Origin of the sequence: Thermococcus sp. Bubb.Bath (assembly GCF_012027595.1) — an archaeon.
GTDB lineage: Archaea > Methanobacteriota_B > Thermococci > Thermococcales > Thermococcaceae > Thermococcus.
On the sequence record NZ_SNUR01000006.1, the window covers coordinates 1 to 25,279 of the forward strand.

The 25,279-nt window shown below is 53.1% G+C and carries 31 protein-coding genes; 12 read left to right on the forward strand and 19 right to left on the reverse strand.

Going from position 1 to position 25,279, the window contains the following annotated elements; translation table 11 throughout:
- Positions 1–94: 94 nt before the first annotated feature.
- From E3E29_RS10325 to cgi121, 4 genes are all read right to left on the reverse strand, one after another.
- Positions 95–424, reverse strand: coding sequence for a hypothetical protein (locus tag E3E29_RS10325; protein ID WP_167910924.1), 330 nt, complete (start codon positions 422–424; stop codon positions 95–97).
- Positions 424–1,620: an MFS transporter gene (locus tag E3E29_RS10330; protein ID WP_167910925.1), complete on the reverse strand. Its 1,197-nt coding sequence runs from the start codon at positions 1,618–1,620 to the stop codon at positions 424–426. The genes E3E29_RS10325 and E3E29_RS10330 overlap by 1 nt, the downstream gene beginning before the upstream one ends.
- An 18-nt stretch (positions 1,621–1,638) precedes the next feature.
- On the reverse strand, positions 1,639–2,817 hold the full coding sequence (locus tag E3E29_RS10335) for an aminotransferase class I/II-fold pyridoxal phosphate-dependent enzyme (protein WP_167910991.1): 1,179 nt from the start codon (positions 2,815–2,817) through the stop codon (positions 1,639–1,641).
- A 96-nt stretch (positions 2,818–2,913) separates the two neighbouring features.
- Positions 2,914–3,321, reverse strand: a complete 408-nt coding sequence (gene cgi121 / locus E3E29_RS10340) for a KEOPS complex subunit Cgi121 (protein WP_167910926.1) — start codon at positions 3,319–3,321, stop codon at positions 2,914–2,916.
- Positions 3,322–3,527: 206 nt separating this feature from the next.
- Between cgi121 and E3E29_RS10345 the strand changes: the two genes are divergently transcribed.
- The 4 genes from E3E29_RS10345 (at position 3,528) to E3E29_RS10360 (ending at position 6,183) form a co-directional block, all read left to right on the forward strand.
- Positions 3,528–3,716: a ribbon-helix-helix domain-containing protein gene (locus E3E29_RS10345; protein ID WP_167910927.1), complete on the forward strand. Its 189-nt coding sequence runs from the start codon at positions 3,528–3,530 to the stop codon at positions 3,714–3,716.
- A 35-nt stretch (positions 3,717–3,751) separates the two neighbouring features.
- A complete protein-coding gene (gene ftsZ, locus E3E29_RS10350; RefSeq protein ID WP_167910928.1) occupies positions 3,752–5,014 on the forward strand; it encodes a cell division protein FtsZ in 1,263 nt (420 codons plus the stop codon).
- Positions 5,015–5,087: 73 nt separating this feature from the next.
- Positions 5,088–5,861, forward strand: a complete 774-nt coding sequence (locus tag E3E29_RS10355; RefSeq protein ID WP_167910929.1) for a ParA family protein — start codon at positions 5,088–5,090, stop codon at positions 5,859–5,861.
- The gene (locus E3E29_RS10360; RefSeq protein ID WP_167910930.1) at positions 5,845–6,183 is read left to right on the forward strand and encodes a CopG family transcriptional regulator; all 339 of its coding nucleotides are present in this window, start codon (positions 5,845–5,847) and stop codon (positions 6,181–6,183) included. The genes E3E29_RS10355 and E3E29_RS10360 overlap by 17 nt, the downstream gene beginning before the upstream one ends.
- 8 nt (positions 6,184–6,191) lie before the next feature.
- Here E3E29_RS10360 and E3E29_RS10365 read toward each other — a convergent pair whose 3' ends face one another.
- The 6 genes from E3E29_RS10365 to E3E29_RS10390 form a co-directional block, all read right to left on the reverse strand.
- Positions 6,192–6,656 carry an adenylyltransferase/cytidyltransferase family protein gene (locus E3E29_RS10365; protein ID WP_167910931.1) on the reverse strand — a complete coding sequence of 155 codons (465 nt, stop codon included), beginning with the start codon at positions 6,654–6,656 and terminating at the stop codon, positions 6,192–6,194.
- Between the two features lies 1 nt (position 6,657).
- Entirely contained in the window at positions 6,658–7,176 is a 519-nt protein-coding gene (locus E3E29_RS10370) for an RNA-binding protein (protein ID WP_167910932.1), read from the reverse strand.
- Complete coding sequence (gene pyrF / locus E3E29_RS10375) at positions 7,167–7,817, reverse strand: orotidine-5'-phosphate decarboxylase (RefSeq protein ID WP_167910933.1); 651 nt, start codon at positions 7,815–7,817, stop codon at positions 7,167–7,169. Before pyrF ends, E3E29_RS10370 begins: the two co-directional genes overlap by 10 nt.
- Positions 7,818–7,821: 4 nt before the next feature.
- A complete protein-coding gene (locus E3E29_RS10380) occupies positions 7,822–8,424 on the reverse strand; it encodes a DUF4443 domain-containing protein (protein ID WP_167910934.1) in 603 nt (200 codons plus the stop codon).
- Between the two features lie 66 nt (positions 8,425–8,490).
- Positions 8,491–9,639: an inositol-3-phosphate synthase gene (locus E3E29_RS10385; protein ID WP_167910935.1), complete on the reverse strand. Its 1,149-nt coding sequence runs from the start codon at positions 9,637–9,639 to the stop codon at positions 8,491–8,493.
- 41 nt (positions 9,640–9,680) lie between these two features.
- Positions 9,681–10,979: a bifunctional L-myo-inositol-1-phosphate cytidylyltransferase/CDP-L-myo-inositol myo-inositolphosphotransferase gene (locus E3E29_RS10390; RefSeq protein WP_167910992.1), complete on the reverse strand. Its 1,299-nt coding sequence runs from the start codon at positions 10,977–10,979 to the stop codon at positions 9,681–9,683.
- A gap of 78 nt (positions 10,980–11,057) precedes the next feature.
- Here E3E29_RS10390 and E3E29_RS10395 point away from each other — a divergent pair, with 78 nt between their 5' ends.
- A complete protein-coding gene (locus E3E29_RS10395; protein ID WP_167910936.1) occupies positions 11,058–11,735 on the forward strand; it encodes a TIGR00289 family protein in 678 nt (225 codons plus the stop codon).
- On the opposite strand, the gene E3E29_RS10400 is transcribed toward E3E29_RS10395, so the two are convergent.
- Entirely contained in the window at positions 11,732–12,457 is a 726-nt protein-coding gene (locus tag E3E29_RS10400) for a 6-hydroxymethylpterin diphosphokinase MptE-like protein (protein WP_167910937.1), read from the reverse strand. The two genes, E3E29_RS10395 and E3E29_RS10400, sit on opposite strands and share 4 nt — an antisense overlap.
- A gap of 145 nt (positions 12,458–12,602) precedes the next feature.
- On the opposite strand from E3E29_RS10400, the gene E3E29_RS10405 reads away from it, so the two are divergent.
- From E3E29_RS10405 to E3E29_RS10425, 5 genes are read left to right on the forward strand one after another with little or no spacing between them, the layout of a single operon-like run.
- Entirely contained in the window at positions 12,603–14,201 is a 1,599-nt protein-coding gene (locus tag E3E29_RS10405; RefSeq protein WP_167910993.1) for an ABC transporter substrate-binding protein, read from the forward strand.
- 45 nt (positions 14,202–14,246) lie between these two features.
- Positions 14,247–15,278, forward strand: coding sequence for an ABC transporter permease (locus tag E3E29_RS10410; RefSeq protein WP_342764717.1), 1,032 nt, complete (start codon positions 14,247–14,249; stop codon positions 15,276–15,278).
- Positions 15,279–15,290: 12 nt separating this feature from the next.
- Positions 15,291–16,139: an ABC transporter permease gene (locus E3E29_RS10415; protein ID WP_167910938.1), complete on the forward strand. Its 849-nt coding sequence runs from the start codon at positions 15,291–15,293 to the stop codon at positions 16,137–16,139.
- A gap of 5 nt (positions 16,140–16,144) precedes the next feature.
- The gene (locus E3E29_RS10420) at positions 16,145–17,119 is read left to right on the forward strand and encodes an ABC transporter ATP-binding protein (protein ID WP_206205888.1); all 975 of its coding nucleotides are present in this window, start codon (positions 16,145–16,147) and stop codon (positions 17,117–17,119) included.
- Positions 17,112–18,101 carry an ABC transporter ATP-binding protein gene (locus E3E29_RS10425; RefSeq protein ID WP_167910940.1) on the forward strand — a complete coding sequence of 330 codons (990 nt, stop codon included), beginning with the start codon at positions 17,112–17,114 and terminating at the stop codon, positions 18,099–18,101. The genes E3E29_RS10420 and E3E29_RS10425 overlap by 8 nt, the downstream gene beginning before the upstream one ends.
- A gap of 12 nt (positions 18,102–18,113) precedes the next feature.
- On the opposite strand, the gene E3E29_RS10430 is transcribed toward E3E29_RS10425, so the two are convergent.
- On the reverse strand, positions 18,114–18,593 hold the full coding sequence (locus tag E3E29_RS10430) for a Mut7-C RNAse domain-containing protein (protein WP_167910941.1): 480 nt from the start codon (positions 18,591–18,593) through the stop codon (positions 18,114–18,116).
- Between the two features lie 108 nt (positions 18,594–18,701).
- On the opposite strand from E3E29_RS10430, the gene E3E29_RS10435 reads away from it, so the two are divergent.
- Positions 18,702–19,451, forward strand: a complete 750-nt coding sequence (locus E3E29_RS10435) for an MBL fold metallo-hydrolase (protein WP_167910995.1) — start codon at positions 18,702–18,704, stop codon at positions 19,449–19,451.
- Here E3E29_RS10435 and E3E29_RS10440 read toward each other — a convergent pair.
- Together E3E29_RS10440 and E3E29_RS10445 are read right to left on the reverse strand one after the other, a co-directional pair.
- Positions 19,442–20,803: an ATP-binding protein gene (locus tag E3E29_RS10440; RefSeq protein ID WP_167910996.1), complete on the reverse strand. Its 1,362-nt coding sequence runs from the start codon at positions 20,801–20,803 to the stop codon at positions 19,442–19,444. The genes E3E29_RS10435 and E3E29_RS10440 overlap by 10 nt on opposite strands.
- A gap of 51 nt (positions 20,804–20,854) precedes the next feature.
- On the reverse strand, positions 20,855–21,697 hold the full coding sequence (locus E3E29_RS10445) for a hypothetical protein (RefSeq protein ID WP_206205889.1): 843 nt from the start codon (positions 21,695–21,697) through the stop codon (positions 20,855–20,857).
- Positions 21,698–21,765: 68 nt separating this feature from the next.
- Here E3E29_RS10445 and E3E29_RS10450 point away from each other — a divergent pair, with 68 nt between their 5' ends.
- Entirely contained in the window at positions 21,766–22,329 is a 564-nt protein-coding gene (locus E3E29_RS10450) for a nitroreductase family protein (RefSeq protein ID WP_167910942.1), read from the forward strand.
- Here the strand turns inward: E3E29_RS10450 and proC are convergent.
- The 5 genes from proC to E3E29_RS10475 form a co-directional block, all read right to left on the reverse strand.
- Entirely contained in the window at positions 22,326–23,105 is a 780-nt protein-coding gene (gene proC / locus E3E29_RS10455) for a pyrroline-5-carboxylate reductase (RefSeq protein WP_167910998.1), read from the reverse strand. The two genes, E3E29_RS10450 and proC, sit on opposite strands and share 4 nt — an antisense overlap.
- A gap of 89 nt (positions 23,106–23,194) precedes the next feature.
- On the reverse strand, positions 23,195–23,653 hold the full coding sequence (locus tag E3E29_RS10460; protein ID WP_167910999.1) for a dual specificity protein phosphatase family protein: 459 nt from the start codon (positions 23,651–23,653) through the stop codon (positions 23,195–23,197).
- A 1-nt stretch (position 23,654) separates the two neighbouring features.
- Positions 23,655–23,984 carry a methionine--tRNA ligase subunit beta gene (metG, locus tag E3E29_RS10465; protein ID WP_167910943.1) on the reverse strand — a complete coding sequence of 110 codons (330 nt, stop codon included), beginning with the start codon at positions 23,982–23,984 and terminating at the stop codon, positions 23,655–23,657.
- A 34-nt stretch (positions 23,985–24,018) separates the two neighbouring features.
- On the reverse strand, positions 24,019–24,690 hold the full coding sequence (locus tag E3E29_RS10470) for a carbon-nitrogen hydrolase family protein (RefSeq protein WP_167910944.1): 672 nt from the start codon (positions 24,688–24,690) through the stop codon (positions 24,019–24,021).
- Positions 24,687–25,202, reverse strand: a complete 516-nt coding sequence (locus E3E29_RS10475) for a hypothetical protein (RefSeq protein WP_206205890.1) — start codon at positions 25,200–25,202, stop codon at positions 24,687–24,689. Before E3E29_RS10475 ends, E3E29_RS10470 begins: the two co-directional genes overlap by 4 nt.
- Between the last annotated feature and the right edge of the window lie 77 nt (positions 25,203–25,279).

The window sequence follows — 25,279 nt, forward strand, 5'->3', positions numbered from 1 at the left end:
TGCTCAGTGTTTTGGGCATTCTTGTGAAAAGAGCATCTCTTGATAAAACTTTGCAGGCAAAGTTTCTTTGGTAGAGCCTCAGTGCTACCCCCCATTACAAACCACGTATCTCCGCCTCAACGTCGGGGTCGCTCAAGAGAATGAGTATCAGAGTGGAGAGCACGAACAGGGTTGCACCCTGGATTATAACCCCCAGCATCATCCAGAGGAGGGCGAACAGCATGTCGAGGAATGCCAGGTACTTCGACGGACTTATGCTCCACTCTCTCCCACCGAGTATCCCCCATGCAAGGAGCAGGTGAAGGGAGCCGATGAAAACGCCGCCGGCAACCTGGAGGTTGTCCCCCCAAGATATAGCGGCTATCCCGAGGAAGTACGCCGCCACAAAAACAAATGAAAGGGTGATGAGGCCCTTCGCCCTCATCAGGCGCCCTCCACTGGGAGTTTCATCTTGAACGACACTAAGGGGAGAAGTATACCCAAGAGGGCCATGGCGAGGTAAATCACCATTCCTGTGCTGAACCCGCTAACCAGGACGAACATGACGTTCGGTGCGACGGCGTTGGCGCTGTTAGAGATGAGTCCAAGCGCGAAGCTGGCCTCCGGATAAATCTCCTTTGGATAAGTTGCTGGAGCAGTTGTCCAGAAAGCTGGGCCAGTTCCTTGGACTATTCCCGCTATGACGAAGCCCAGGAGGGCCAGCGCGTACTCGCTTCCAGTTACACCCTTCCAGACCACGAGAAGGCCGAGGAAGGTAGCGGCATAGGAAAGCGTCATGACGCTGACTATCGCCTTGAAGAGTCCCCTGTTGGAAGTGTTCCTCACAGAGAGACGGTAGCCGAGGTAGCCCATGATGATTGACCAGAGACCCATCGAGACTTCGAGGGCCCTGACGAGATTGTCGTTCTGGGCGTCGGTGAAGCTGGCATGGTTGAGCGTGAAGGAGCCGAACGTGAAGATTATCCAGAGAGCCGGGAAGAAAGTGAAGCCAAAGATCCAAGTGAACGGCATCTTCCAGACACTGGCCCCGCTTGATGAGTTCTTCTCCTTCGGTATTTCGAAGTCCTCAACGAGGGCCCACCATATAGCCAGCATAACGTACATAACCACCGCGGAGAGCAGGAAAGTGTTCCTGACGGCTGACCAGGAGGCGTTGCTCCCACCGGCCAACTTAGCCAGGCTTATGCCATAGAGGCCGCCCCAGAATATTCCGGAGAGTATTATACCCTTTGCAAAGGGTCTCTCCGCTAGGAACAGCCTAGCTATCTGGTTGCTGAAAACGGCTATGAGGGCAACGATGAACCCCTGGAAAAAGCGCAGGGCGACGACGAGCCACCAGTTCCCCACGAAGGGTATCAAGAACTGAGGGATTGCCGCGAAGCTCACTATCAGGCCCACGCTCCTTTTGAACGAGCCTTTGAAGAGGCTGGTACCCCCAAGCAGGAACGCGACGAACAGGCCGACAACGTAAGCGTCCTGCTGGTAGGCGAGTGCACTTTCAGCTATCCCGTAGTGCGCTACAACGGCGTCCTTAAACTTCTCAAGCATGTGCATGGTTCCGAATCCTGACGCAACAACGAGCATGTTAATTAAGACGGTACCCCACCTGTTGCTCCCCATGTGTTTCCCTCCCAATCCTCAGAGTTTTTCAAGTGCTTTCTTCATCCTCTCAAGTGCCTCAAGCAGGAGCTCCTTTCTGGTGGCGTAGCTTATCCTTATCCAGCCCTCACCGCCCTTTCCAAAGGCGGTTCCCGGGATAACGACGACTCCGGAATTTTCGAGGAGCCAGTTCGCAAAATCCTCACTGGCCATGTCGAGCTCTGGATCGATCTTGGCCCATATGTAGAAGGCTCCCTTCGGCTTGAATGCCTCAACGTGCGGAACGTCCTTCAGCCCCTTCAGAACGAGCTTTCTCCTCTCCGCGTAGGTGTCCCTCATTACCTTAAGGGCATCCCAGCTGCGCTTGTCGCGGAGGGCCGTGATTCCCGCTATCTGGATGAAGGAGGTGACGTTTCCGATGACATAGGCGTGGAGTTTTATCATATCCTTTATGACCTGACTGGGGGCTATAGCGAACCCAAGCCTCCATCCAGTCATCGCAAAGGTCTTGGAGAAGCTGTTTGCGAGTATCGTATTGTCAGGCGCATACTTTATCATCGGGTGGTGCTTTGCTCCCTCATAGAGGAAGTGCTCGTAGGGCTCGTCGCTGAGGATGTATATGTTGTAGTCCTCGGCTATGTCTGCTATCGCCCTCGCCGTCTTCTTGTCTATCGTGGCCCCGGTTGGATTGTTGGGGTAGTTCATCACGAGCATCCTGGTCCTCTTCGTTACCATCTCAACGAGCTCGTCCGGATCGATGCGGAACTCGTTCTCCTCGCGGAGTGGAATACGGAGGATTCCCGCCTCTGACATCTTGGCATCTTCAACGTAGCATACGAAAGCTGGATCCGGGATTATAACGTCATCCCCCTGCTCGAGAAGGGACTCAAAGGCCAGATACGTCGCCTCGTAAGCCCCCGCGGTGACTATGATGTTTGATGGATCCACATCTACGTTATAAAAATCCTTATAATATTCGGCTATAGCCTCGCGGAACTCCGGTATTCCAGCGTTTGGGGTGTAGTGAGTGTAACCCTCATACATGGCCCTCGTGGCAGCTTCCTTTATCACATCCGGAGTGTCGAAGTCAGGCTCCCCGATTCCCAAGGAGATAACGTCCTCCATCGTCCTTGCCTTCTCAAAAAGCTCCCTAATCTTGGAGCGCTGAAGGAGGTTTATCCTCCCGGCCATGAAGTATTTGCGCTTTTTATACCGCATGAGCATCACCCCTGACATCCCAGAACTGCATAGGAGACTCTTATAAAGTTAACCTGAATGAGGATGGGAATGAATTTGGTAATATTCTCTTTTATCCTATAAAACTTCGGTTAGGGCCGATTTTTCAAAAAGACTTTTTGAAACCTCTTTACTGCAGTGAACCGCCTTCTCCTCCTCCAGACCGTGTTCCTTCAGGAAAGCCTCCGCTTCCTCGACCCTCCCGAACACCACGAGATAGTTGAGACCTTGAGCAACGCCATACTTCTTTATCGCCTCCTTAATCTGTAGGGTTCCAGCCAATCTCAGGAGGAACTCCCCACCGAGGGTTTTTGCGTGGTTGGTTCCCCTCTCAAAGGCCCTCTTTACCAGTACCGCCGCATGAACGACTGCCTCATAACAGGGGGCCCTAACCACCTGCACGTTCCCACCGAGGCTTTTGATAAGCCTTTCTGGCTTCTCAACTTTAACTGCCCCTACCACTATGCCTTCAATGACCTCCTCCATTCTACCACCCGTTCCAATTTTAGGGTGGGAGTTATAACCTTTGTTGTACATTCACCTCCTATTCTAAAAATTCTTTTGATTTTATAAAAATTTTCAAAATTTTTTTGAAAAAGATATTTTTATGATATTATTTCAGAGGCGCAAAGTATTTAACTACTTAATGCACTAACTAAAGTAGCGACCCACTGGACTGGGTGATACAGGGAATGACAAAGATGCGCATCGTGAGCGTGCAGCTCCCCCAGAGCTTTGTGAACGCGATGGACCAGCTGGTCAGGCGGGGAGTGTACCCAAACCGTAGCGAAGTTATAAGGACCGCAATCAGAGAGTTCCTCAAGAAAGAGATGCACTTTGAAGTCCAGGATGACGAGGTTCCCGAATATGTGATAAGGTGAAAAGGCCACCCGTATAGAGGAGAGGGGGTATAAGAATGGTGTTTAAGCTCCTGGAGCAGGCTGGAATTAAGCTGGACTTGGACGAAGGGCCGAAGGTAGAGAAGAGGGAGGATCTCACCGGCGATGAGTTCGACGAGGATTTCATTAAAATCGCTATCGTTGGTGTTGGTGGATCCGGCAACAATACTATAACAAGGCTTTACGAGTTGGGCGTTGAGGGTGCAGAGTTAATAGCAATGAACACCGATGCCCAGCACCTCGCGAGGATAAAAGCCCACAAGAAGCTTCTTCTGGGGAGGGAAATAACGCAGGGTAAGGGCTCTGGCGGCGACCCGGAGGTTGGCTATCGTGCTGCCGAAGCCAGCGCCCACGAGATATCCGAGACCATAGGGGATGTTGACCTCGTTTTCATAACCGCCGGAATGGGCAACGGTACCGGAACCGGTGCTGCCCCTGTGGTTGCGAAGGTCATAAAGGAGCGCGCCAGGCACAGCGGGCGCTTCAGAGAGCCCCTGGTTGTCAGCGTCGTTACCTTCCCGTTCAAGACCGAAGGGACCATAAGGGTGGATAAGGCCAAGGCTGGAATAAAGGCACTCCTGCATTACTCTGACACGGTTATCATAATCGAGAACGACAAGCTCCTCAAGCTCGTGCCAAACCTCCCGATAAACGCCGCCTTCCGCTTTGCCGACGAGATAATAGCCAGGATGGTCAAGGGCATAACCGAGACCATAAAGCTCCCCTCGATGGTGAACATCGACTTCGCTGACGTTTACAGCGTCATGAAGGATGGCGGAGCGGCCCTCATAGGCATCGGAGAGAGCGACTCCAAGAACAGGGCGGTTGAGGCCGTTAAGGCTGCCCTTGAGAACAAGATGCTTGATGTGAAGTTCGGAAGCGGCAACAAGGCCCTGGTCCACTTCACCGTCGGCCCCGACGTCAATCTCGGCGAAATAAATGAGGCCATGGAGATCGTTTATAACAACCTTGGGACGAAGTCTGAGATCAAGTGGGGCGCGAGGGTCGACGAGGACATGGGTAAAGTCGTCCGCGCCATGGTTATAATGACCGGTGTGGAGAGCCCCCACATAATAGGAGGAGAGGCCGCAGCCCTTCAGACGAAGGCAAACGTCGTCGTCCCAAAGAGGTCCGCACCGCTCCCGTTCGAGAAGAAGTCCTCTGCAGATTTTGACGACATCTACAAGATTCTATCAAGGCAGGAAGAGCCCAAAAAGGTAGCAGGGAACGACGAACGCAGAAAGCGCATCGAAGAACTCTTCGCCGACATAGAGTTCTGAGCCTTTTGTCTATTTAAAAATTTCTTTCCATAACTTTTAAATGCATCGAGGATGACGGTTAGTGGGTGATAGAATGGCAGTTGTAATCAGCGTTGCCAACCAGAAGGGCGGCGTTGGAAAGACAACTCTCACGCTGAACCTTGGATACGGACTCGCCCGAATGGGCAAGAAGGTTCTTCTCATAGACGTTGACCCCCAGTTCAACCTGACCTTCGGCCTCATAGGAATGGAAGTCATGAACTATGATAACAGCAACGTCGGCACCATAATGACCCGCGAGAGCGATATTGAGGACACTATAGTAGAGGTCTCGGAGAACCTTCACATAATCCCCAGCCACCTCAACCTCTCCGCCAAGGAGATAGAGATAATAAACGCGTACAACAGGGAGAGGAGGTTACAAAAGGCTATCTCCCCGATTCTCCCGGACTATGACTACGTTCTCATTGACAATCCTCCCAGTATGGGCATATTTCTCGTTAACTCGCTCACAGCCTCAGACTACGTCCTCATACCCCTTGAGCTCAGTTACTTCGGAGTTATAGGGATGCAGCTCATGTTCAACCTCATGGCGATGATAAGGGAGGAGACCAACGAGAACCTTTCCCTCATGGGATTGGTTCCGAACAAGTTCACCCGACAGACTAAAGTCCCGAAAACGAGGCTCAAGGAGCTCAAGGACGCTTACCCGGATGCTCCGATTCTGACGACGATACCGAAGGCCGTTGCCCTTGAGAAGGCACAGGGTGAGGGGTTGAGCATATTCGATTATGAGCCGGAAGGTAGGGCCGCCAGGGCCTTTGAGAAGCTTACCAGAGAGGTGATTTCAATTGTCGAAGGAGAGTAAGGGCAAAATTCCGAAGCTTTTTGCCGGTTCGGTTAACGACCTGACCAAGCCTTCAAAGCCCAAGAAGGAGAAGGAGAGGGAAGACCTCAAGCACCAAAAGAAGCAGAAGACCCTCTACATAAGCCTCGACATCAACAAAAAGCTCATCGAGCTCTACGGCGACGAAGGAAGGAGGCAGAGCATAATCGTGGAAGATGCCGTGAACCTCTACTACTATCTCCGCCAGGCCCTCGGGGAAAAGAAGTTTGACGAGCTTATGAGCGCGGTCAGAAAGGAGGATCCGGAGTTTCTAAGGGAGTACCTGGGGAAGTTCCGCCTCTGATTTTTCCCTCACTCGCAGAACTCCTCGACTATGCGCTGGAGGATTTTGCTCGTCTTAGCCCTGTCCTTCTTGTAAAGGTATGGGATTCTAATGACCTCCGCATCTATCCCGTTCTTCCGGAGCTCCTCCTTGAGGCGGTCGCAGTTGAAGGTCTGGTCGGGCCCAATCGCCACTATATCCGGGTCTATCTGCCTGACGAGCTCGTAGTCGATGGCGTTGGGGGAACCCACGTAAACCTCGTCGACGTATCTGATGGCCCTCAGGAGCTCTGCCCGGTCCTCAGCGGTGTTTACTGGCTTCCTGCCCTTGTTTCGCTCGACCGTGGCGTCGTTGGCAACTATCACCACTAACTCGTCCCCCAGGCTCTTTGCCTGCTTCAAAAAGTGTATGTGGCCGACGTGGAGGATGTCGAAGACTCCCCCCACGAGAACCCTAATTCTATCCTTTTTTCCTTTTCCGGATTCTTCCACCATTTCAGCCCACCGTGAGCTCCCATATCCTGTCCTTGGCGTGGTGAATGTTCTTCACAGCCTTCCCTTTCGGTTTTTCCTTCATGGCCTTCCCGTTCATAAGGGCGATGCCTATAGCGAGAGGCCTACCGTAGTCCTCCTCGACCACAAAGACGAAGTCCCCCTCCTTTATGTTTTCATCGGTATCGGTTATTCCAGCAGCCATAACGTCCGCCCCCTTGAGCACGAAGGGAACGGCCCCCGCATCGACCACGACGCGTCTCGGCCACTTCCGCAGGTCTTCCTCGTTGGAGAGCTCGTAGAGGGCTATCACAAGCGGAAAGACAAGTCCTTTCCGCCTTATGAAGAACGGTTTACCGTTCACGAGGAGAATTTCGGTGGTTTTATCGAACTCCGCCACATCCACCCTGTCCTTCTTGCTGACCATCCTGACCGCTATCTCCTCACCGAATACTTCGGCCATCTCCCTGGCTATCTCCTTTATTTCCTTTTTACTGAGGGGATGTTTGACCTTCAGCTCCACTCTCTCAACCCCCTAATCTCTTCGTATATCTTCTTCGCCGCTTCCCGCGGATTCTCACTCCCGTAGATCGCGCGCCCGACGATTATGTAATCTGCACCCGCGTTGAGGGCTTCCCTGGCGCTTCCACCCTGTGCTCCAACTCCTGGAGTGATAACCTTAATTCCAGGCCCGAGCTTCGAGCGGATGTACCTTACCCGCTCCGGTCTCGTTGCTGGGGCTATGACACCGAAAGGTTCAAGCTCATTGGCCAGTTCGATCAGTTTGTCCACGACAGGCTGAATGAACTCCTTAGCTCCGGGATGGCTCATCTCGACAACGATGATGGTTTTTCCAAGCTTCATAACGGCTCTGACACTGTCCCTTCCGACGAAACCATGGGTGATTATGTAGTCTGCTCCAGCCTCAAAGACCTTACCCGCTATCAGCCTGTTCGTGTTAGGAATGTCGGCGAGCTTCAGGTCGGCTATGATCGGAAGTCCGGTTCTTTCCTTCAGCTCGGTAATGATTTCCAAACCGGAGCCTATAATCAGCGGCCAGTTTACCTTGATAGCCCGGAGATAGTCCGAGGTCTCCTTAGCTATTTTAAGTGCCCTCTCTCGCTCGTAGACGTCGAGGGCAAGGATAAGTCTGCTCTCCCCCATGTCCTCACCTCATTATCCTGAGAAGATCCTCCGGGAGGGAGTCTCCCTTCAGTGCTATAGCAACATGGTATGCGCTCTTCATGGCGGCGGCTTGGTTCTCTGCCCACGTCACCACGATGACATCCCCCTCTGAGAAATCCAGGAGGCTCTCCAGCCTGTCGGCCAGTTCGGGCATGGTCTCCCGTAAGGGCCTCCCGTCCTCAGGGAAGGCTGGCTCACCATTCTTAACAGTCAGTATCATAGCTCCCCTCGCTAGGAATCTTATCGCCTCATCCCTGAGCTCTATGCTCTTAAATTCCCCAGGTTTTCTCACCACGAGGGCGTACGCGGGAAGACCCTCTATCTTCCCCACACCCTGGACTTCCGAGAACTCCTCCAACAGTTTCTCAACCAGTTCCAATCCTCTCTCACTCAAAGAGTGCCCCCTTTGGGTGGACTGGATCAGCTCGAGTCCGTTGAGCTTCCTTAGAAGTGTCCGAATGCTCCCTTCCCCCAGGTCGAGCATCTCTGCAAGGGCCTTCCTCCCCATCGGCTCCTTGAGAATAAACAGCGCCGCAACGGCATCTTCAACGGTGAATTCAGGATAAGCTCCCCTCTTCCAGCTCATCGACTTCCCTCCAAGAAAACTAAGGGTAGGGAGAATTAAAAGTTTGTGGAGAAAAGGGGGGGAAATTCAGAGCCACTTGGGCTCCAGTCCAGCCCACATCCTGGCCTTCTCGTGGGCGATTATCCTCGGTATGTTCGGCCTCTCATTCGGTCCAGGGTTCTTCATGTAGAAGGCGTTGACATCGTAGACCGTTCCGAACTCCTTCTTCTCAACGGCCATCTTTCCAAGCCTTACGAGGTCGACGAGCAGGCCAGCAAGGGCGGGACTGTCGTTTATCCTGCCGGTTATGACGAGCTCATCATGGGCCCCGTTGAAGCTGACGTACTCGATGTGCATGGCGATGAACTTCTTGTCGCTGAGCGGTTCAAGGAAGCCGGTCGGCTTGATGTAGTGTGGAGCGTCGTAGCCGAGGAGATCTTTAACGATTGAGCTCTTCGTGAACTCCTTACTCTTGTTCCTCTCCTTGTCGGTGAGTGCTAAGAAGTCGTTGTTGCCGCCGATGTTGAACTGGGCCACGTCCAGAACGTAGCGGTTCCTCTGGGCAAGGTGGCTGAGGACGTCGGCGGTGAGCGGCGTGGCACCGGTGGCACCGTCGTCGCCGAAGACGACGAGGTTGCTCTCCTTCGCGAGCTCAACGAAGACCGGGCTGTTAGCGATGAGGGTTGGAATGGCGTTCACGAAGGCCGCTCCGCCAACTTCCTTGGCGTACTTGGCTGCTGCATAAACGTAAACCTGGGTGGCGGTGAGCTTCTCGCGGTCGTCTTCTTCTATGGCCTTCTCAAGCTCCTCCCTGCTCTGGAACATGTGGAAGGCTTCAGTGGTGCAGACGTTCACAAAGACGTCCGGTTTGAGCTCCTTCCACTCGCCGATAAGGTGCTCAACAGCTTCCTTAAGCGTCATCTCGTCGTCGAGGCCGGTGGCCTTAATCGGGAGGTTCCTAAGGCTCCTTAGGTGAATTCCCTTTCTCACGGTTATCCCCTTGAGGCTCTCCGGGGCCTCGGGGTCGTATCTCCTGACGACATCATAGAGATCCTTTCCGACCTTAGAAGCGTCGACGTCGTAAGAACCGACGATCTCAACCTCCCGTATCTTAATCGGGAGCTCGTCGGCCATTGGGACGCCGTAGGGCTCCATCTTTCCGGCCTTTACCTTCTCAAGACCGCTCGCAAAAATGCTGGCAACGAATCCCTGTCCGAGTATAACAACCCTAACCATTTCATCCACCTCCTGTGTTGGTCTAAAATATTTCATGACAGTTAAATAGTTTTCGCTTGCAAAACTTTCTTCGAGATGAAATATGCTACCAAGAAAACACGGATGTTAGTTAGCAAGGCCAGCGTGAGGAAAAGGGCTTTTATGGAAGCGTCCACTGGGTAGAGGAGGAACATCATGGTCAGAAACATCCTCTCATCCCGCTTTCCTGGCAGTTTTCTAAGGGTAGATACCTCAGCATAGGCGTCCCTGCAGAAGGCCCCCTTAAATCTCTCTGTTGAGTAGCTGACCATGACCGAGCCAAGAAGAGCGAGGAGTGCCACTAGGTACCACACCGGATCTTTCAGAGACGCGTACGCGAGAAGCGCAAGGAAAGAGCCGTCAACGTAGCGGTCGAGGAGGGAGTCTATGTAACCGCCCAATCTGCTCGCTCTCAGCTGAGCCCTTGCCAGCTCCCCGTCAACGCCGTCTAGGATGGAGCTGAGCTGGTAGAGTATTCCTGCCAAGGGGAGGTTAACTAGCGCCAGCAGAGCTGAGAAGATTCCCAACAGGAACGTCACCACTGTCATCTGGTTGGGTGTAACTCTCTCAACGAGCCTCTCACTTATCCACGTTGAAACCTTCCTGTTCAGGTGCCTGCTGATGAAGCCGTCTCCCGTTCCTTTCACGGCCGTTTTAACGAGCATTCTTCTTGCTCTCTTGATGTCCTTTGGAGTATCGACGTCCATCCAGTCGAGGCCGTCAACGAAAGTCACCGGGACTTTTGCGCGCTCAATAACTTCACTGAGTGAGTAATCACCATTTTTCTCCATCTCAAGAGTTTCCGTGATCTCAAATATCCCCTCGTCGAGCACGAAGAAGCCGGTATCAGCGGCGTCCCAGTCATTGAAGTTCTTCCCGATTTTCCAGACCCTTCCGTCCTTTACCCGAACTTTTGTGGCCTCATCAACCTCAATCCACGTGGGTTCTCTGTCAGCTATGAGACCATTTCCCTTCACAGCCTTTTCAATGAAGGCCACACTGTAAACATGGTCGCCCGCCACGAGGACGAACCTGCCAGAGACCCTCTCCTTAGCAAGTTGGAGAGAGTGACCGTTCCCCTTCCCCGGCTCCGGGTTTATGATGAGCTCAGCGTCGAAGCCGTGCTTCTCTATGAACTCCTGATAAAAGGGCGCATACCTCTCGTTTGTGACGATTACAAAGCGCCCGACCCCGGTCTCCTGGAGTAACCTTATCGTCCTGTACAGAATCTCCCTTCCCGCTACCATGACCAGGCCCTTAGGTTTTCCACCCATCCTCGTCCCGAAGCCAGCGGCGAGAATTACTGCCGTCTCTGGTGCCATTCCCATCACCTTTTTAAGCGTGGTTCTAAGTCTGGTAATGTTAAGGTGGCTATGATTTGAAGCTTTCGGGTGAGAAAAATGCGCGTTGCAGTCCTCTATTCAGGCGGGAAAGACTCGAACTATGCCCTCTACTGGGCGCTCAAGCAGGGGTTTGAGGTGGGGTACCTCGTGTCAATGGTGAGCGAGAGCGAAGAGAGCTACATGTACCACGTTCCAAACATCCACCTTACTGAGCTCCAGGCGAGGGCTGTTGGAATACCCCTCGTCAAGGGCTTCACTTCCGGAGAGAAGGAGAAGGAAGTCGAGGATATGAAGGCCGTCCTTGAAGGACTGAAAATTGAGGGTGTCGTTGCCGGTGCACTGGCCAGCGAGTACCAGAAGCAGAGGGTGGATAAGGTGGCGAAAGAGCTCGGAATAGAGAGCTTCGCCCCCGCCTGGCACCGCGATCCGGTTGAATACATGAGGGAAATAATTGGCATTTTCGACGTTGTGGTTGTTGGAACGGCGGCCTATGGCCTTGACGAGAGCTGGCTTGGGAGAAAAATAGATGAAAAGGCTCTGGAAGAACTGATAAGGCTTAATGAGAAGTACAGGGTTCACGTTGCCGGCGAAGGTGGTGAGTTCGAGACCTTCGTAAGGGACGCGCCGTTCTTCAGGGCGAGGGTTATCTTCGACGAGGTCGAGAAGAAGTGGAACGAGTGCAACTACTCCGGTGTGCTTGAAGTTAAGAGGGCGCACCTGGAGTGGAAGCCCTAAACTCTTTCTTTGTTCTGTTCTTCAATGTCAATCTTTCTTATGACTGCCTTTCCGTTTTCCTCCAACCATTTGAGCAGCTCCACGGCAAACTCGAACTTCTTCCTCTTAGTTTCCCAGACTGGTGAGTGTTCCCTGAGGAAAGGCTTGCTCCATTTGCCCACGATATCACCGAAATCAAAGCCAACGAGGAGTATCTCCTTAGCCCCAAGCTCTTCCGCGAGGAAAGCTGCCCTATCCCCATCTGTAAAACCACCGAAGTTGTAGACGATGTCGAGCGGCTCTACCTGAGTAGTTCCAAGTATTCTGGAAAAGAAAGGCACGTATGAAGTCAGCTTATCAATGTTGTCCCCGTGAGCATGGATAACCATAAAAGCCCCCCTATCGTTGGCTATCTTCAAACCGGGAACCCTACCATCGAGGTCAGTGACAACAATGTCGGGAATGAAGTCGTTCTCAAGGAGGGCGGAGGTAGCGCCGTCAGCCGCTATGAGTGTTCCGTCGGAGAAGTCAAACTCTCTCAAAGCAGTCCCAAGGCTCGGTCCAGCCCCGAAGACGTAAACTTTCCTCCCGACGACCATCTCAAGCTCCTCACGGAGGATATAGTCGTCTCCTTTCAGCAGAAGCGCACGAAGTATTTGGGCGGCTTTTCTGTCCTCCTCTATTGAATAGCCCATCTCCCTCACTATCCTCCGGTAGAACGGCTCCCACTCTTCCCACTTCATGTGCCTCACTTCTCCCGGAATATTAAACCCTTTTCTTCGGACTTTATGTCCTTTGACGAATTTTAATTCACATTGAACAGATGACAAGACCACTGTAGAAAGATTTAAATGCATGCATGAACTTAATAATACACTGGTGAAAACTATGAAAAGGCGGTATCTGCCAGTAGTTTTAGTGTTTTTGGTCGTTTTTTCTGTAGTGGCCAGCGGCTGCCTCGGTGGAGGTGGCACCTCGTCAACTACATCAAGCCCCTCGCAGGGGACAAGTAGCTCCCCCCAGGTTGCGGCCCAGCTGATAATAGGAGTGACAGACAAGGTTACCGACCTCGATCCGGCCAACGCCTACGACTTCTACACCTGGGAGGTTCTCAACAACGTGATGGAGGGCCTTGTGAAATACAAGCCTGGGACCCTGGAGATAGAACCCGGCCTCGCCAAGAGTTGGGATGTCAACAACGACTCAACTGTCTGGACCTTCCACCTGCGGCAGGGGCTTAAGTTCGACGACGGAACCCCGTTCACAGCGCGGGATGTGGTTAGGAGCATCAACAGGGTTATGACCATAAAGGGGGACCCCTCCTGGCTTGTAACCAGCTTCGTTGACCACGTCGAAGCCAAGGACAACTACACCGTCGTCTTCTACCTCAAGCACCCAACGGCCTACTTCCTCTCCCTCTTAACGACCCCGCCGTACTTCCCGGTGAGCCCGAAGTATGACAACGATAAAATAGACAGCGACGCTACTTACGGAGGAATCGGCCCGTACAAGATAACCAAATGGGTCCGCGACCAGGAGCTCGTCCTCGAGGCCAACCCCTACTACTACGGCTCCAAACCCAAGACTAAGATGATAATAGTCAAGTTCTACAACGACGCCTCGACCATGAGGTTGGCCCTCCAGAACGGCGAGATCGACATAGCTTGGAGAACCCTGAGGCCGACTGACATAAAGAGCCTCGAGCAGGATAAAAATGTAAAGGTCATAGAGGTTCCTGGAGCGTTCATAAGATATATATGCCTAAACACCAAGATCAACCCGACGAAGAACATCAAGGTCAGGCAGGCCCTCGCGGCGGCCGTTAACAGGTCTGAAATAGCCAGCGTTGTCTTCCAGGACACCGTTGAGCCGCTCTACAGCCTCATTCCAAACGGGATGTGGAGCCACAAGGACGTCTTCAAGGATGTTTACGGCGACGCCAACCTCGACCTCGCCAAGAAGCTCCTCAGCGAAGCCGGTTACTCCGAGAGCAATCCACTCCAGATAACGCTCTGGTACACGCCGACTCACTACGGTGACACAGAGGCCTCACTCGCCCAGGTTCTCAAGAGCGAGTGGGAGAAGACGGGTATGATCAAAGTCGAGATAAAGAGCGCCGAGTGGAACACCTACACCGACTACGCCAGGAAGGGCCAGATGATGGTCTACCTTCTCGGCTGGTACCCGGACTACCTTGATCCGGATGACTACACCACCCCGTTCCTTGACGGAGACGCCAACGGCTGGGCTGGAACCGGCTACAACAACACCCAGATGAACACCATACTCAGGAAGGCCCAGACTATAACGGACCAGACCCAGAGGGCAAGCCTGTACGAGCAGGCCCAGGACATCCTGGCCCAGGACGTTCCATACATACCGCTGATCCAGGGCAAGCTCTTCGTCGTGACCCAGAAGAACGTTGAGGGCGTTACCATCGGACCGGACATGATATTCCACTACAACACCGTCTACAAGACGGGATGATTTCTCTTTTGTTTTCCTTTTTGTCTGTTGTATCGAACTAAAGGGGTGATTAACTTGGCCAGGGGATTGGGTCGCTACATAGTAATAAGGGCCCTTATGATAATCCCAATGATACTCATCCTCTATACGATAGTTTTCCTATTCCTCCGCGTTCTCCCCGGAAATCCGATTCTGGCCGTTGTGGGAACCAAAAACATCCCACCCGAGCAACTCCACCACTTGGAGCACATGGCCGGTCTCGATAAACCGCTCTACGTCCAGTACTTCGACTATCTCTGGAAGATGCTCCACGGTAACCTCGGCGTTACCCTCGCCTCGCCGATGGGCAAGCCCGTTTCGAGTTACATAGCCCTCCGCCTTCCGGCGACTATAGAGCTCACGATCTTCGCCTTCACAGTGAGCGTTCTCCTGGGCCTTGCCACAGGCGTTTGGGGAGCCGTTAGGAAGGGAACGAAGATAGATACTAGTATGAGGGTATACAGCATAGTCGCCTACACCCTCTTCATACCGTGGTTTGGAATGATGCTCCAGTACCTCTTCGGGGTCAAACTCCACTGGCTACCCACATCCGGAAGGATTGACCCGGGCATAACCTCGTTCCACTCCATAACCGGCCTTTATCTCCTTGACAGCCTGGTTGAAGGGAACTGGGCGGCTTTCGTGAGCGTGGCCGAACACCTCATCCTGCCCAGTTTAACCCTCGGAATAGTGCTCAGCGGAGCCTACACCCGTCTCGTCAGGAACAACATGATCGACGTCCTCAGTCAGGACTTCATACGCTCCTACAAGGCGAGGGGAGTCCCGGACCGGAAAGTCCTCCGGTACGCCCTCAAGAATGCGTTTATCCCCGTTGTGACGCTCATGGGCCTCCAGTTCGCGATACTCCTCGGCGGTGCGGTCCTTACCGAGACCACCTTCAACTGGCCGGGAATGGGCACCTTCATCATGGACAGGATTAACTACCGCGACTACAACTCTATCCAAGGTGCGGTGATAGTCTTCGCCCTCTTCGTCGGCCTGATCAGCCTTATCGTGGACATAATCTACGCAATCCTCGATCCGAGGGTGGAGTACTGAGGAGGGATAAGAATGAGAGTTATCGACTACCTGCTGAAACCGCTCAGGGAAAGGAAACCCGGCAGGGGGCTTCTCATATTCGGTCTCATTGTAGTCTTCACTGTCATACTACTGGCCCTCCTAGCCCCAGTGATATCCCCATACAATCCGACGGAGATAGGACCGGACGTCTTCTCGCCCCCAAGCTGGAAGCACCCGATGGGAACCAACAACCTGGGTCAGGATGTCTTCTCCAGGATAATCTGGGGCTCCAGGATAATCCTCTACGTAGTGGCAGTGGCCACCACACTTTCAATAGTCATTGGGGTGCCCCTCGGCCTCCTCTCCGGATACTACGGCGGAAAAACCGATAGAACCCTCAGCATGATAATGGACAGCATCTACTCCTTCCCGTCCCTCATCCTGGCCATAGTGATAGCCGTTGTCCTCGGCCCCAGTCCCATCAACACCGCGGTGGCAATAAGCTTCGTCTACGTACCGACCTATTTCAGGATGGTGCGCGGTCAGACGCTCAGTCTCAAGGGCCAGCTCTTCGTCGAGGCCGCCAAGGCCATAGGGACCAAGAACAGAGAGATAATGCGCAAGTACATCCTGCCCAACGTCATGCCGACCGTTCTGGTCGTGTTCACCCTCAGCGTTGCGGATGCCATCCTAACGGAGGCAGGTTTGAGCTTCCTCGGTCTTTCAGTGACCCCGCCGACTCCCGACTGGGGATACGACCTCCACGTCGGCCAGCCCTTCCTCCTCGACGGTTACTGGTGGCTTGCCTTCTTCCCGGGGATAATGATCATGCTCCTGGCCATGGGGTTTGCCATGATAGGCGAGGCCATCAACGAGAGGCTTTCCCTTGGAACGAGGTGAGGAGAATGTTGCTAGAAGTCAAAAACCTGAGCGTTTACTACTACACCCTCTCCGGTGTCGTCAGGGGCGCTGAAAACGTCTCCTTCAGCGTCAAGGAGGGAGAGTGGATAACCTTCGTCGGAGAGAGCGGAAGCGGCAAATCAACGGTGGCCCACGCGGTCATGAACATCGTCCCGTCGCCGGGGAGGATCGTCTCGGGGGAGGTTATCTTCAACGGGAAGAATCTGCTGGATATGGATAAGGAAGAGCTCCGGCAGATCCGCGGGAAGGAGCTCAGCATGGTCTTTCAGGACCCGATGACGAGCCTTGACCCCCTGAGAAAGGTCGGCGACCAGATAGTGGAGACGATGACGGTTCACGGCGTTCCCGAGGAGGAGGCTAAGGAGCAGGCAAAGGAACTCCTTGAAAAGGTGAACCTGCCCGCGGACAGGCTCGACTACTACCCCCACCAGCTCTCCGGAGGGCAGAGGCAGAGAATAAGCATAGCGATGGCCATGGCCTTCAAGCCCAAGCTCATTATAGCAGATGAGCCTACAACCGCCCTCGACGTCATAGTCCAGGACGCGATAATGGACCTGATAGACGAGATGAAGGCGGAGGGGACGAGCATCTATTTCGTCACCCACGATATCTCATTGGCGGCGGAGAGGAGCGATAGAATAGCTGTCATGTACGCGGGAAAGCTTGTGGAGATAGGAACGACGGAACAGATAATCGAGAACCCCCTCCATCCCTACACGAGGGGATTGGTTCAGAGCGTTCCAGATCTATGGAAAGAAGGGGAGGTAAAACCCATAGAGGGCTACCCGCCGGACTTAAGGAGCCCTCCCAGCGGCTGCCGCTTCCACCCGCGCTGTCCAGTGTTCAAGGAGAAAGCAGAGCTAAAAGGCCTGTGCAATGCCGTTGAACCGGAGCTTATAGAGGTTGAACCGGGACACCTCGTCGCCTGCCACCTCCACGGGGGTGCGAGAAATGAGTGAACCGCTCCTGTCGGTCAGGAACCTCAAGAAGTACTTCCCGATAAAGCAGGGCCTCCTCGAGTCGTTCAGAAAGAAGGAACAGCGCTATGTAATGGCCGTTGACGGGATAACCTTCGATATAGCCCGCGGCGAGGTTCTCGCCCTCATAGGCGAGAGCGGCTGTGGAAAAACGACCGCGGGAAGGACCATCCTGAGGCTCATAGAACCAACTAGTGGGAGGATAATCTTCGATGGGACGGACATAACAAAGCTCTCCCAGGAGGAGCTCAGGCCCTTCAGGAGGAGAATGCAGATAATCTTCCAGGATCCGTACTCAAGTTTAAGCCCGAGGATGAAAATAGGCGACGCGATAGCGCACCCGCTCCTCGTCCACGGGCTCGCCACAAAGGAGGATACAAAGGAAGCCGCCTTACAGATGCTCAAGCGCGTCGGCCTGACTCCCGAGGACGAGTTTTACGACCGCTATCCGCACCACCTAAGCGGCGGCCAGAGGCAGCGTGTGGTGATAGCGAGGGCAATGATACTCAAGCCGAAGTTCGTGGTTGCAGACGAAGCCGTCTCGATGATAGACGTCTCAATGCGTGCCTCTATACTGGAGCTTCTGGAGTCCTTCAGGAAGGAGTACAACCTCAGCCAGCTCTTCATAACCCACGACATAGCCGTCGGAAAGCTCATAGCGGACAGAATTGCCGTCATGTACCTCGGGAGGATAGTCGAGATAGGCCCAACGAAGGAAGTCCTGAAGAACCCCGCCCACCCCTACACGGCGGCCCTCATAGAAGCAGTTCCATCTATAGCCAGGCGGAAGAAGGAGAAGAAATTCAGAATAACTGGTGAAGTTCCGAACGCCGCCCACATACCGCCGGGATGTCGCTTCCACCCAAGATGCCCATTCGCGGACGAGAAGTGCAGGAGCGAGGAGCCGAAGCTGGTTGAGGTTTCTCACAACCACTTCGTGGCCTGCCACTACCCGCTCGGGTGAGACCTTTTCGTTTTAATTTTCCTTCTCCGATTTTCCGAGTCTAAGCTTCCTGTCGATTTTAAGCATCTCTCTCCACTGCCTTCCGGGCCAGTAGATTTGACCGCATTTCTTGCAGACGTAGAACTCATCGTAGCGCTCGTAAACACTCCCCGGAACTTTGTCCTTAACGTATTCTTTAGGAACCCGTTCTATCGGCCCGTTGCACTTGGGACAGCGAGCATTCGCCGGAAAGAGCTCCTTGAACCCAATCCCAAACTTTTTCAGCTCCTCGACCTGGCCCTCAAGGGAGTTCGAGGAGAGAAGAAAGACCTCTACCCCTGCCGTCCTGGCCCTCTGAGCGAGTCCACCATCGCGAGTTATAATTACCCTTCCCTCCTCGAGGGCCCTCTTAATGATGTCATCATCGTCCACTACCCCGTAGAGGGTGTCGTAGCCGTAGAGGCGGAGCCAGCGTGCTAGGCGGCCGAGCATCATGTCGGCGATGAACTTCATAGCAATCGCTGAGAGTTTAGTAATTAAGTTAAAGTGTCTTCCGGTGGGAACGCTTATAAATCGGTTGTATTTTACAGTCATAAAACATCTTGATGCCTGGTGATGGAGATGCTCGTCTACTTTATCGGCACGGGCGGGAGCGAGGGAATTCCAGCTCACCTCTGCACCTGCTCAACGTGCAATGAAGCCCGGAAGTTCGGCTTCGCCCAGAGAAAACCCTCGACGCTCGCAGTAATCACCGAAAACCGGAAGGCCGTTCTCTTCGACGTTGGGACTGATATAAGGGACTTCCTCAACGTTCCGCTTGAGGCGATCTTCCTGACCCACTGGCACCACGACCATATCTACGGTCTCTACAAGCTCCGCTGGATGGCGATGGAGACACCTCTCTACGCGCCGGAGGGGCACGCAGATGCCCTAATCCTCAACGACCCGAAGAACCTGCGGCCAAAGACGCTGAAGCCCGGCGATACTTTAAGAATGGACACGCTGAAGATAACGGCCATAAGACTCGACCATGAGGTAGAGACACTCGGCTACCTCATCGAGGAGGACGGGAAGAGCGTGGCCCTGCTCTACGACACGAAGGGCCTCCCCGGGGAGACCTGGGAGTTTCTGAGGGAGAAAGCACCGCTGAGGCTCGCTATTGTCGATGCCACTTATCCGCCCGGCTTCGACGATCCTAACCACAACAACGTGAACGAGGCCGCTCAGATAGGTCTCCAGCTGGCAGAGAGAACCGTTTTAAGCCACATCTCCCACAAGAACCTGCCATTCCTTGAGCTCGTCGAATACGTGAGGAAAAGATGGGGAAATAAAGTCCTCGTTGCCTACGACGGGATGGTGTTTTACGTCTGAGAGCGGAATTTCTCGAAGTCCTTTAAGTCCCAGACCAGATATCCCTCTTCCCTCAGGGTTTTCTTTCCAGTTATCCCCCTTGCAATGAGTCCGTAGCTCCCCTCCCAACCATCCAGCCCCACTAGTCCCGACTTTCTCATGAGGTCTTTCAAAATTCCCCGCGCTTCCCTCTCCCTCAGCTCCTTCCACTTCACCTCAATGAAAAGGGACTTCCTCTCCTTTTCATTAAGGGCTATGAGATCTATCTCCTCACCCTTGTGCCACCACCGGCCAATTTTTGTGAACCTAAACGGAAGCCCGCTAGTTTTGTTTAGCTCGATCAAAAACTGTCTTGCAACCTCTTCAAAGGCCTTCCCGACGTAGGCGTTGAACTCCTCCCAGTCCATCTCGAACGTTCCGATTTCCATCCTTCCCCTGTTTGGTTTTACAAAGCGGAACCAGAACTCAAAGAAGCGGTCGTTGAGATAATAACGCGCCTTTCTGCTCCTCTCACTCTCAGTTATTGGAACTTCCCGTCTCACTAGATCTAGGGAGATGAGCGTTCTCAAGTACTTGGGCATGTCCTTTGCGTCTATTCCCGCCCAGTTCGCAATCTCACTCACCCTGTGCTTCCCGCTCGCCATCGCTTCGAGTATCAAATAGTAGCGGTGAACATCTCCAAGTTCCTCCCGGAGAATGAACTCCGGCTCCTCATAAAGGATTGAAGTTGGTGAAAACGCAGTCTCCAAAAGCTCCCTCCTGAAGTTCTCTCCGTGGAAGAGCCTGAAGTACATCGGAACGCCGCCGGTAACTGAGTAAATCTGAACCACCGTCTCAAGGGGCCTATCGCTGAAGTATTCCGCCACGTGGAAGAAGCCGAGAGGTTTCAGCTTCAGCTGGGCCGTTCTCCTTCCATAGAGGGGGTTAGTGTAGCCCATCAGGCCCTCCATCAGACCCACAAGGGAGCCGCTCAGTATCAAAAAGAACCTATCATCGAGTATTTCATCTATTATTGCCTGGAACACGGCCGAGGTGTTTTTGTCCGCCAGGAGCAGGTACGAAAACTCATCTATTACGACCACCAGCCTCTCGGGAGCCTTCAGTTTTATTAACTCAAAGGCTCTTCTGAAGTCCCTGACTTCGAGATCGGGAAGGTCGAGCCTTTCAGCGGCTTCTTTGTAGAAGCGCCTCGCGTTGGCCTCCAGTCCGCCCCTGTCGGCCAGAAAGTATATTGCATCCTTCCCGGCAATAAACCGCTTTATCAGTTCGGTCTTCCCAACGCGCCGACGTCCGTAGATTATCAGCACCTCTTTTTTGTCGGAGCGGTGGAGCCTCTCCAAGAAAGCCAGTTCATTTTTACGGTTAACAAACATTATCTTCACCAGGATAATCTTTGTTAGTATAAAATTTAAAGGTTTTGAGCATCAGGTAGGAGTAGGGTAAACGGCAAGAACGACCATGGAGGTCGTTTCTGTGTTCGTGTCTCCGTTAGGGATTATCCCCCCATTTTCAATGCGATATCCGGTTCTTATCCCGCCGTTGGGGGCCTGGAGGCGGGAGATTGCCTCCATACACCCATCAAAGACTTTTTCTCCTTCCCTCGGTTTTCCCAAAATTCTGTGGAGGTAAACGAAGAGGGCACACTTGTAAGTCTGATAAACGCCTTTGAATGCTTTATCCCGAAAGCCGTTTCCGTCCCACATGCCGATAAGGGAGCGGTAAAACTGCATTGCTTTGGTTCTATCCCTATTTAGGGTCTCGTTAAGGGCCGCGTAGGCTAACAGGTCTGCGTAGTCCTGCCAGTCGTCCATCCTGCAGGAGAGGTTCGCCCGCTCATATTTTATGGTGAACTCCGAGTGGAACTTTTGGGAGTAGATCTTCCCAAGAACTTCCGTTTCAGAGCAGAAAAACCCCTTTATTGGCCGTCCTAATAAAACATCAGCCTTCCCGTTCCAGCCGCCAGAGTAGTTCTCGTCAAGGTTTTCCTTGATCCTTTTCCCGAGCGGCGAACCGAGGAGGGTCAGTGCTCTCGCCGCCAGCAGGTTGTCGTTGGCGACATAGATGGTCTCGTTATCGGGGTAAGCCGTTACCGCCGCCCTCAGCAGCCCCGCCTCCGGAACGTACTGCGACTCGAGGAAGGTCCTAAGAGCAGAAGCGTTTACAGTAAGTTTCTCCTGTTTGCTCTTCCAATGATAAGTTATGAATGATGTTGAGATTAGTAACACGACAACAATGAACACAATGGACGCTTTAATTGACCATTTCATGGTACAGGGTCAGTGAAAAGACCTAAAACTTTTTCTGGAGAGCAACAACATTCAATAGGTGTGGTTCAATGCGCGTCCTCGAGCTGGCGAAGAGACGAAAGACCGTCAGGCGGTTCCTACCGGATAGACCGCCAAAAGAAGACATCCTGAATGCGATTAAAGCAGCCAAGGAAGCCCCCTCCGGGATGAACGCTCAGCCCTGGAAGTTCGTGGTTGTTGATGACGACTGGCTGAAGGCCAAAATCCGTGAAGTCTGCGAGAGGGAAGAGGAGAAGTTCTACTCAAAAACTAAAGGTGACCTGATGGCCTGGCTGAACTCGGAGGGCTTTAAGCCGGAGAAGCCGTTCTTGAGCGAGGCACCGTGCCTAATTCTCGTCTTCGGCCACACGAAGGCCCCTTACTGGCTCCAGTCAACGTGGATAGCCGTCGGCTACCTCCTGCTCGCACTCGAAGAGCTCGGCCTCGGGACTGTAACCTACACGCCACCCAATCCAAAACCCGTGGAGGAAGTCCTAAACGCCCCCGATGGGTACAAGCTCCAGACGGTACTGCCAGTTGGATATCCAGCGGATCCAAAGCCAAAATACGAGAGAAAGAAGCTGGAGGATGTGGTGAGCTTCAACGGCTTTTAAAGCCTCTTCGAGAGTATCCTTGACTTTTTGGTGGCGGCGTCTATAGCCTTCATCACGGCCGTCCTTACCCGACCTTCTTCAAGCTCGAAAATCCCATCTATCGTCGTTCCACCGGGGGTTATAACCCACTCCCTGACCTCGGCGGGATGCTTATCCGTCTCCATGAGGAGTTTTGCGGTTCCGAGGAGGGTCTGGAGGGAGGCTATCCTCGCAACTTCCCTTGGCAGGCCAACTCTCAAACCACCGTAGATCATGGCCTCAAGGAAGACCGCAACGTAGGCCGGTCCAGAACCGCTGAGTCCAGTTATGGCGTCCATGTGCTCCTCCTCGACATGGATACATTTTCCAAAGGAGGAGAAGAGGGTCTCCACAAGTTCAACATCCTTTCCATTGAGGTCAGTTGAATAGGCTGTAAATGATTCCTTCACGAGAACGGCTATGTTAGGCATCGCCCTAACGACCCTGGAACCCGGCGCGAGCCTTTTGAGGTGGTCAAGCCCTATTCCGGCTGCGAGCGACACAAGAAGCTTCCCCTTGAGGTTCCTCCCTATTTCCCCGAGAACCTGGGAAACCTTGTTGGGCTTAACGGCCAGAAACACGACCTCCGCCCATTCGCTCGCCCTGATGTTGTCGTCGGTAACCTCAACGCCGTATTCCTCAAGCCACTTAGCCTTCTCTACTTTCCTCCTGGTGGCCACCACCTCGTGACCGGCCTCGCTCAGGGCCTTCGCAACGGCGCTCCCAATGGTTCCCGCACCTATAACAGCCACCTTCATAGCTATCACTCGGGATGGTATGATGTCAGTGCAAATAAGACTTCCCCAGTTTCAGACATCACCATGACGAAAATTTGAGTATTTTCTGATTATTTTTGTCGTTTTGACAGAAAAGTATCGAGCTCTTTTAAAACTCCCATCTGCTCCCATGTCTCTACTGCCCCCGGACGGAGTGAGCGAACCCTCATCAGTGCCTTTCTCAAAGACAGCCCCTTTGAGTACATGAGCCACGCGACCGCCACCGTTCCGCTCCTCCCCAGGCCGCCCATGCAGTGGATTAGAACTTTTTTGCCAACATTAACCCGCTTCTCAATCCAGAGGAGAATTTTGAGGAGCTGCTCAAGGGACGGGGCCGTGAAGTCTGCTATCGGGCTGTGGAGGACTTCTACACCCCTCTTTTTCCACTCATCAATCGAATAAGGAAGCTCGTACTTTCCAACGAGAACCACCACCGCATCGAAGTCCTCAGCAACCTCGTCGAGCTCCTTCTCCGTCGGCATCCGTGAGAAGGCTACATTATTATCCACGAACTTGGCGGAAAGCCACATCTCACCACACCCTCGTCCCAACAGGCACCTCTTCGGGAACCGGTAGGAGGTAGACTTTTCCTTCCTCCGTTTCCGCAACGATGAGCATTCCCCAGCTCTCGACTCCGGAGAGCTTCTTCGGCTTCAGGTTAAGGACGAAGACGAACTTCTTTCCCTCAAGCTCTTCCGGTGAGTACTGGTCGGCTATGCCCGTTATTATCGTCCGCTCTTCCTTGCCTAAGTCAACGTCGAGCTTGATGAGCTTCTTCGTCCTCTTCAGCTTCTCGGCCCTCTTAACGAGGCCGACGCGGAGGTCAAACTTCCAGAATTCATCAACGTCGTAGAGCTTCATAAGACCACCGGAAAAAGTTGGGAGAGGGGATATTTTAGGGTTGCCCATCCCAGAGGAGGATTTCATCTCCCCTGCTCTCGGCAACCAAGATCCCATCATTCTCAAAGACCCACGCGCCGCCGGGCGGGAAGCTGTTAACGATGAACGTCCTAACTCCAAGGGCCCTAACACGCTCGGACATGGCCTCGATGTCCTCTTCGTTTAGTTCTCCGTATTCGGGCGAATACTCCATGGGCACGAGGAGGATGTCCGGCTTTTTCCTCCGCACCCACTTGGCTATGCGCTTGTTGTATAGGTCGCCGCAGATGATGATTGAAACCTTTCCAAACTCCGTTCTGACAGTCCTCACCGTGTTGCCAGTGCAGAACTTGTAGGGCTCCTGGAACTTGCGGTGCTTTAGAAGGATTTCTCCGCTCCGCCCGATGAGCAGGGCGGAATTGTAGACGCAGTTCTTGTAGGGCTCAAGAAGGCCGAAGACTATGTAAACACCGTTCTCTCTTGCCAGCTCGCTCACCCTCTCGACAATTTCATCGTAAAGCCTCGCTCCAGAGAAGTCCCACTCCTCAAAGCCGGTGAGGCAGTACTCCGGAAAAATGAGGAAATCTGGGTTGTATTCTAAGGCCTCGATGAAACGTCTTTTGAACTCCTCCCAGTTGGCCTTGAAGTTCCCATCCTCAACCCTCATCGGGATTAGCACTACCTTCATTTTAGCTCCTCCGAAAGGTTAAAGAGTTCTTCCGCCAGGCTTTCGGGGATTTCATTGGGTTTCTGATATCTTAAAAGCTCCCCAAAGCATTCCTGAATGCGCTCGAGGCTTTTAAGATTCCTTTTCACCATTTCCTGCATTTGCGGAGGTTTGTCGTTTAAGGCAGCGGTGAAAAAGCCAGCAATGTTATATGCGGCCGTGTGGATGAAATAGTATTTCCTCTCCCCCGTCTGCTCATACAGGTTGAAAAATATTTTTCCAAGAAAGATGGAATGCTCATCATAGAGAACCAGCTGAGACCAAAGGTAATCACTGGAAGCATTTGCTTTGATGGAACCATTAAGAGAGTCTGCCATGTCCGAGAGGAAAACTTGAGATCTGGTGGAATCAACGTATATACTTTCAAGAAGTCGCTCATTCTTTCTCCCGCACTCCCACCACCCGTAGGTGGAAGCGACGAGGGCAAGGGCCAGTATAAGTGCAACTATCTTAAGGACATCTTTCTTCCCCACCATAAATCACCTGCTTACTACTACTGACAAAAACTTTAAAACTTTTTGTCCACAAAAACGCTTAGCTAAAACTGGAG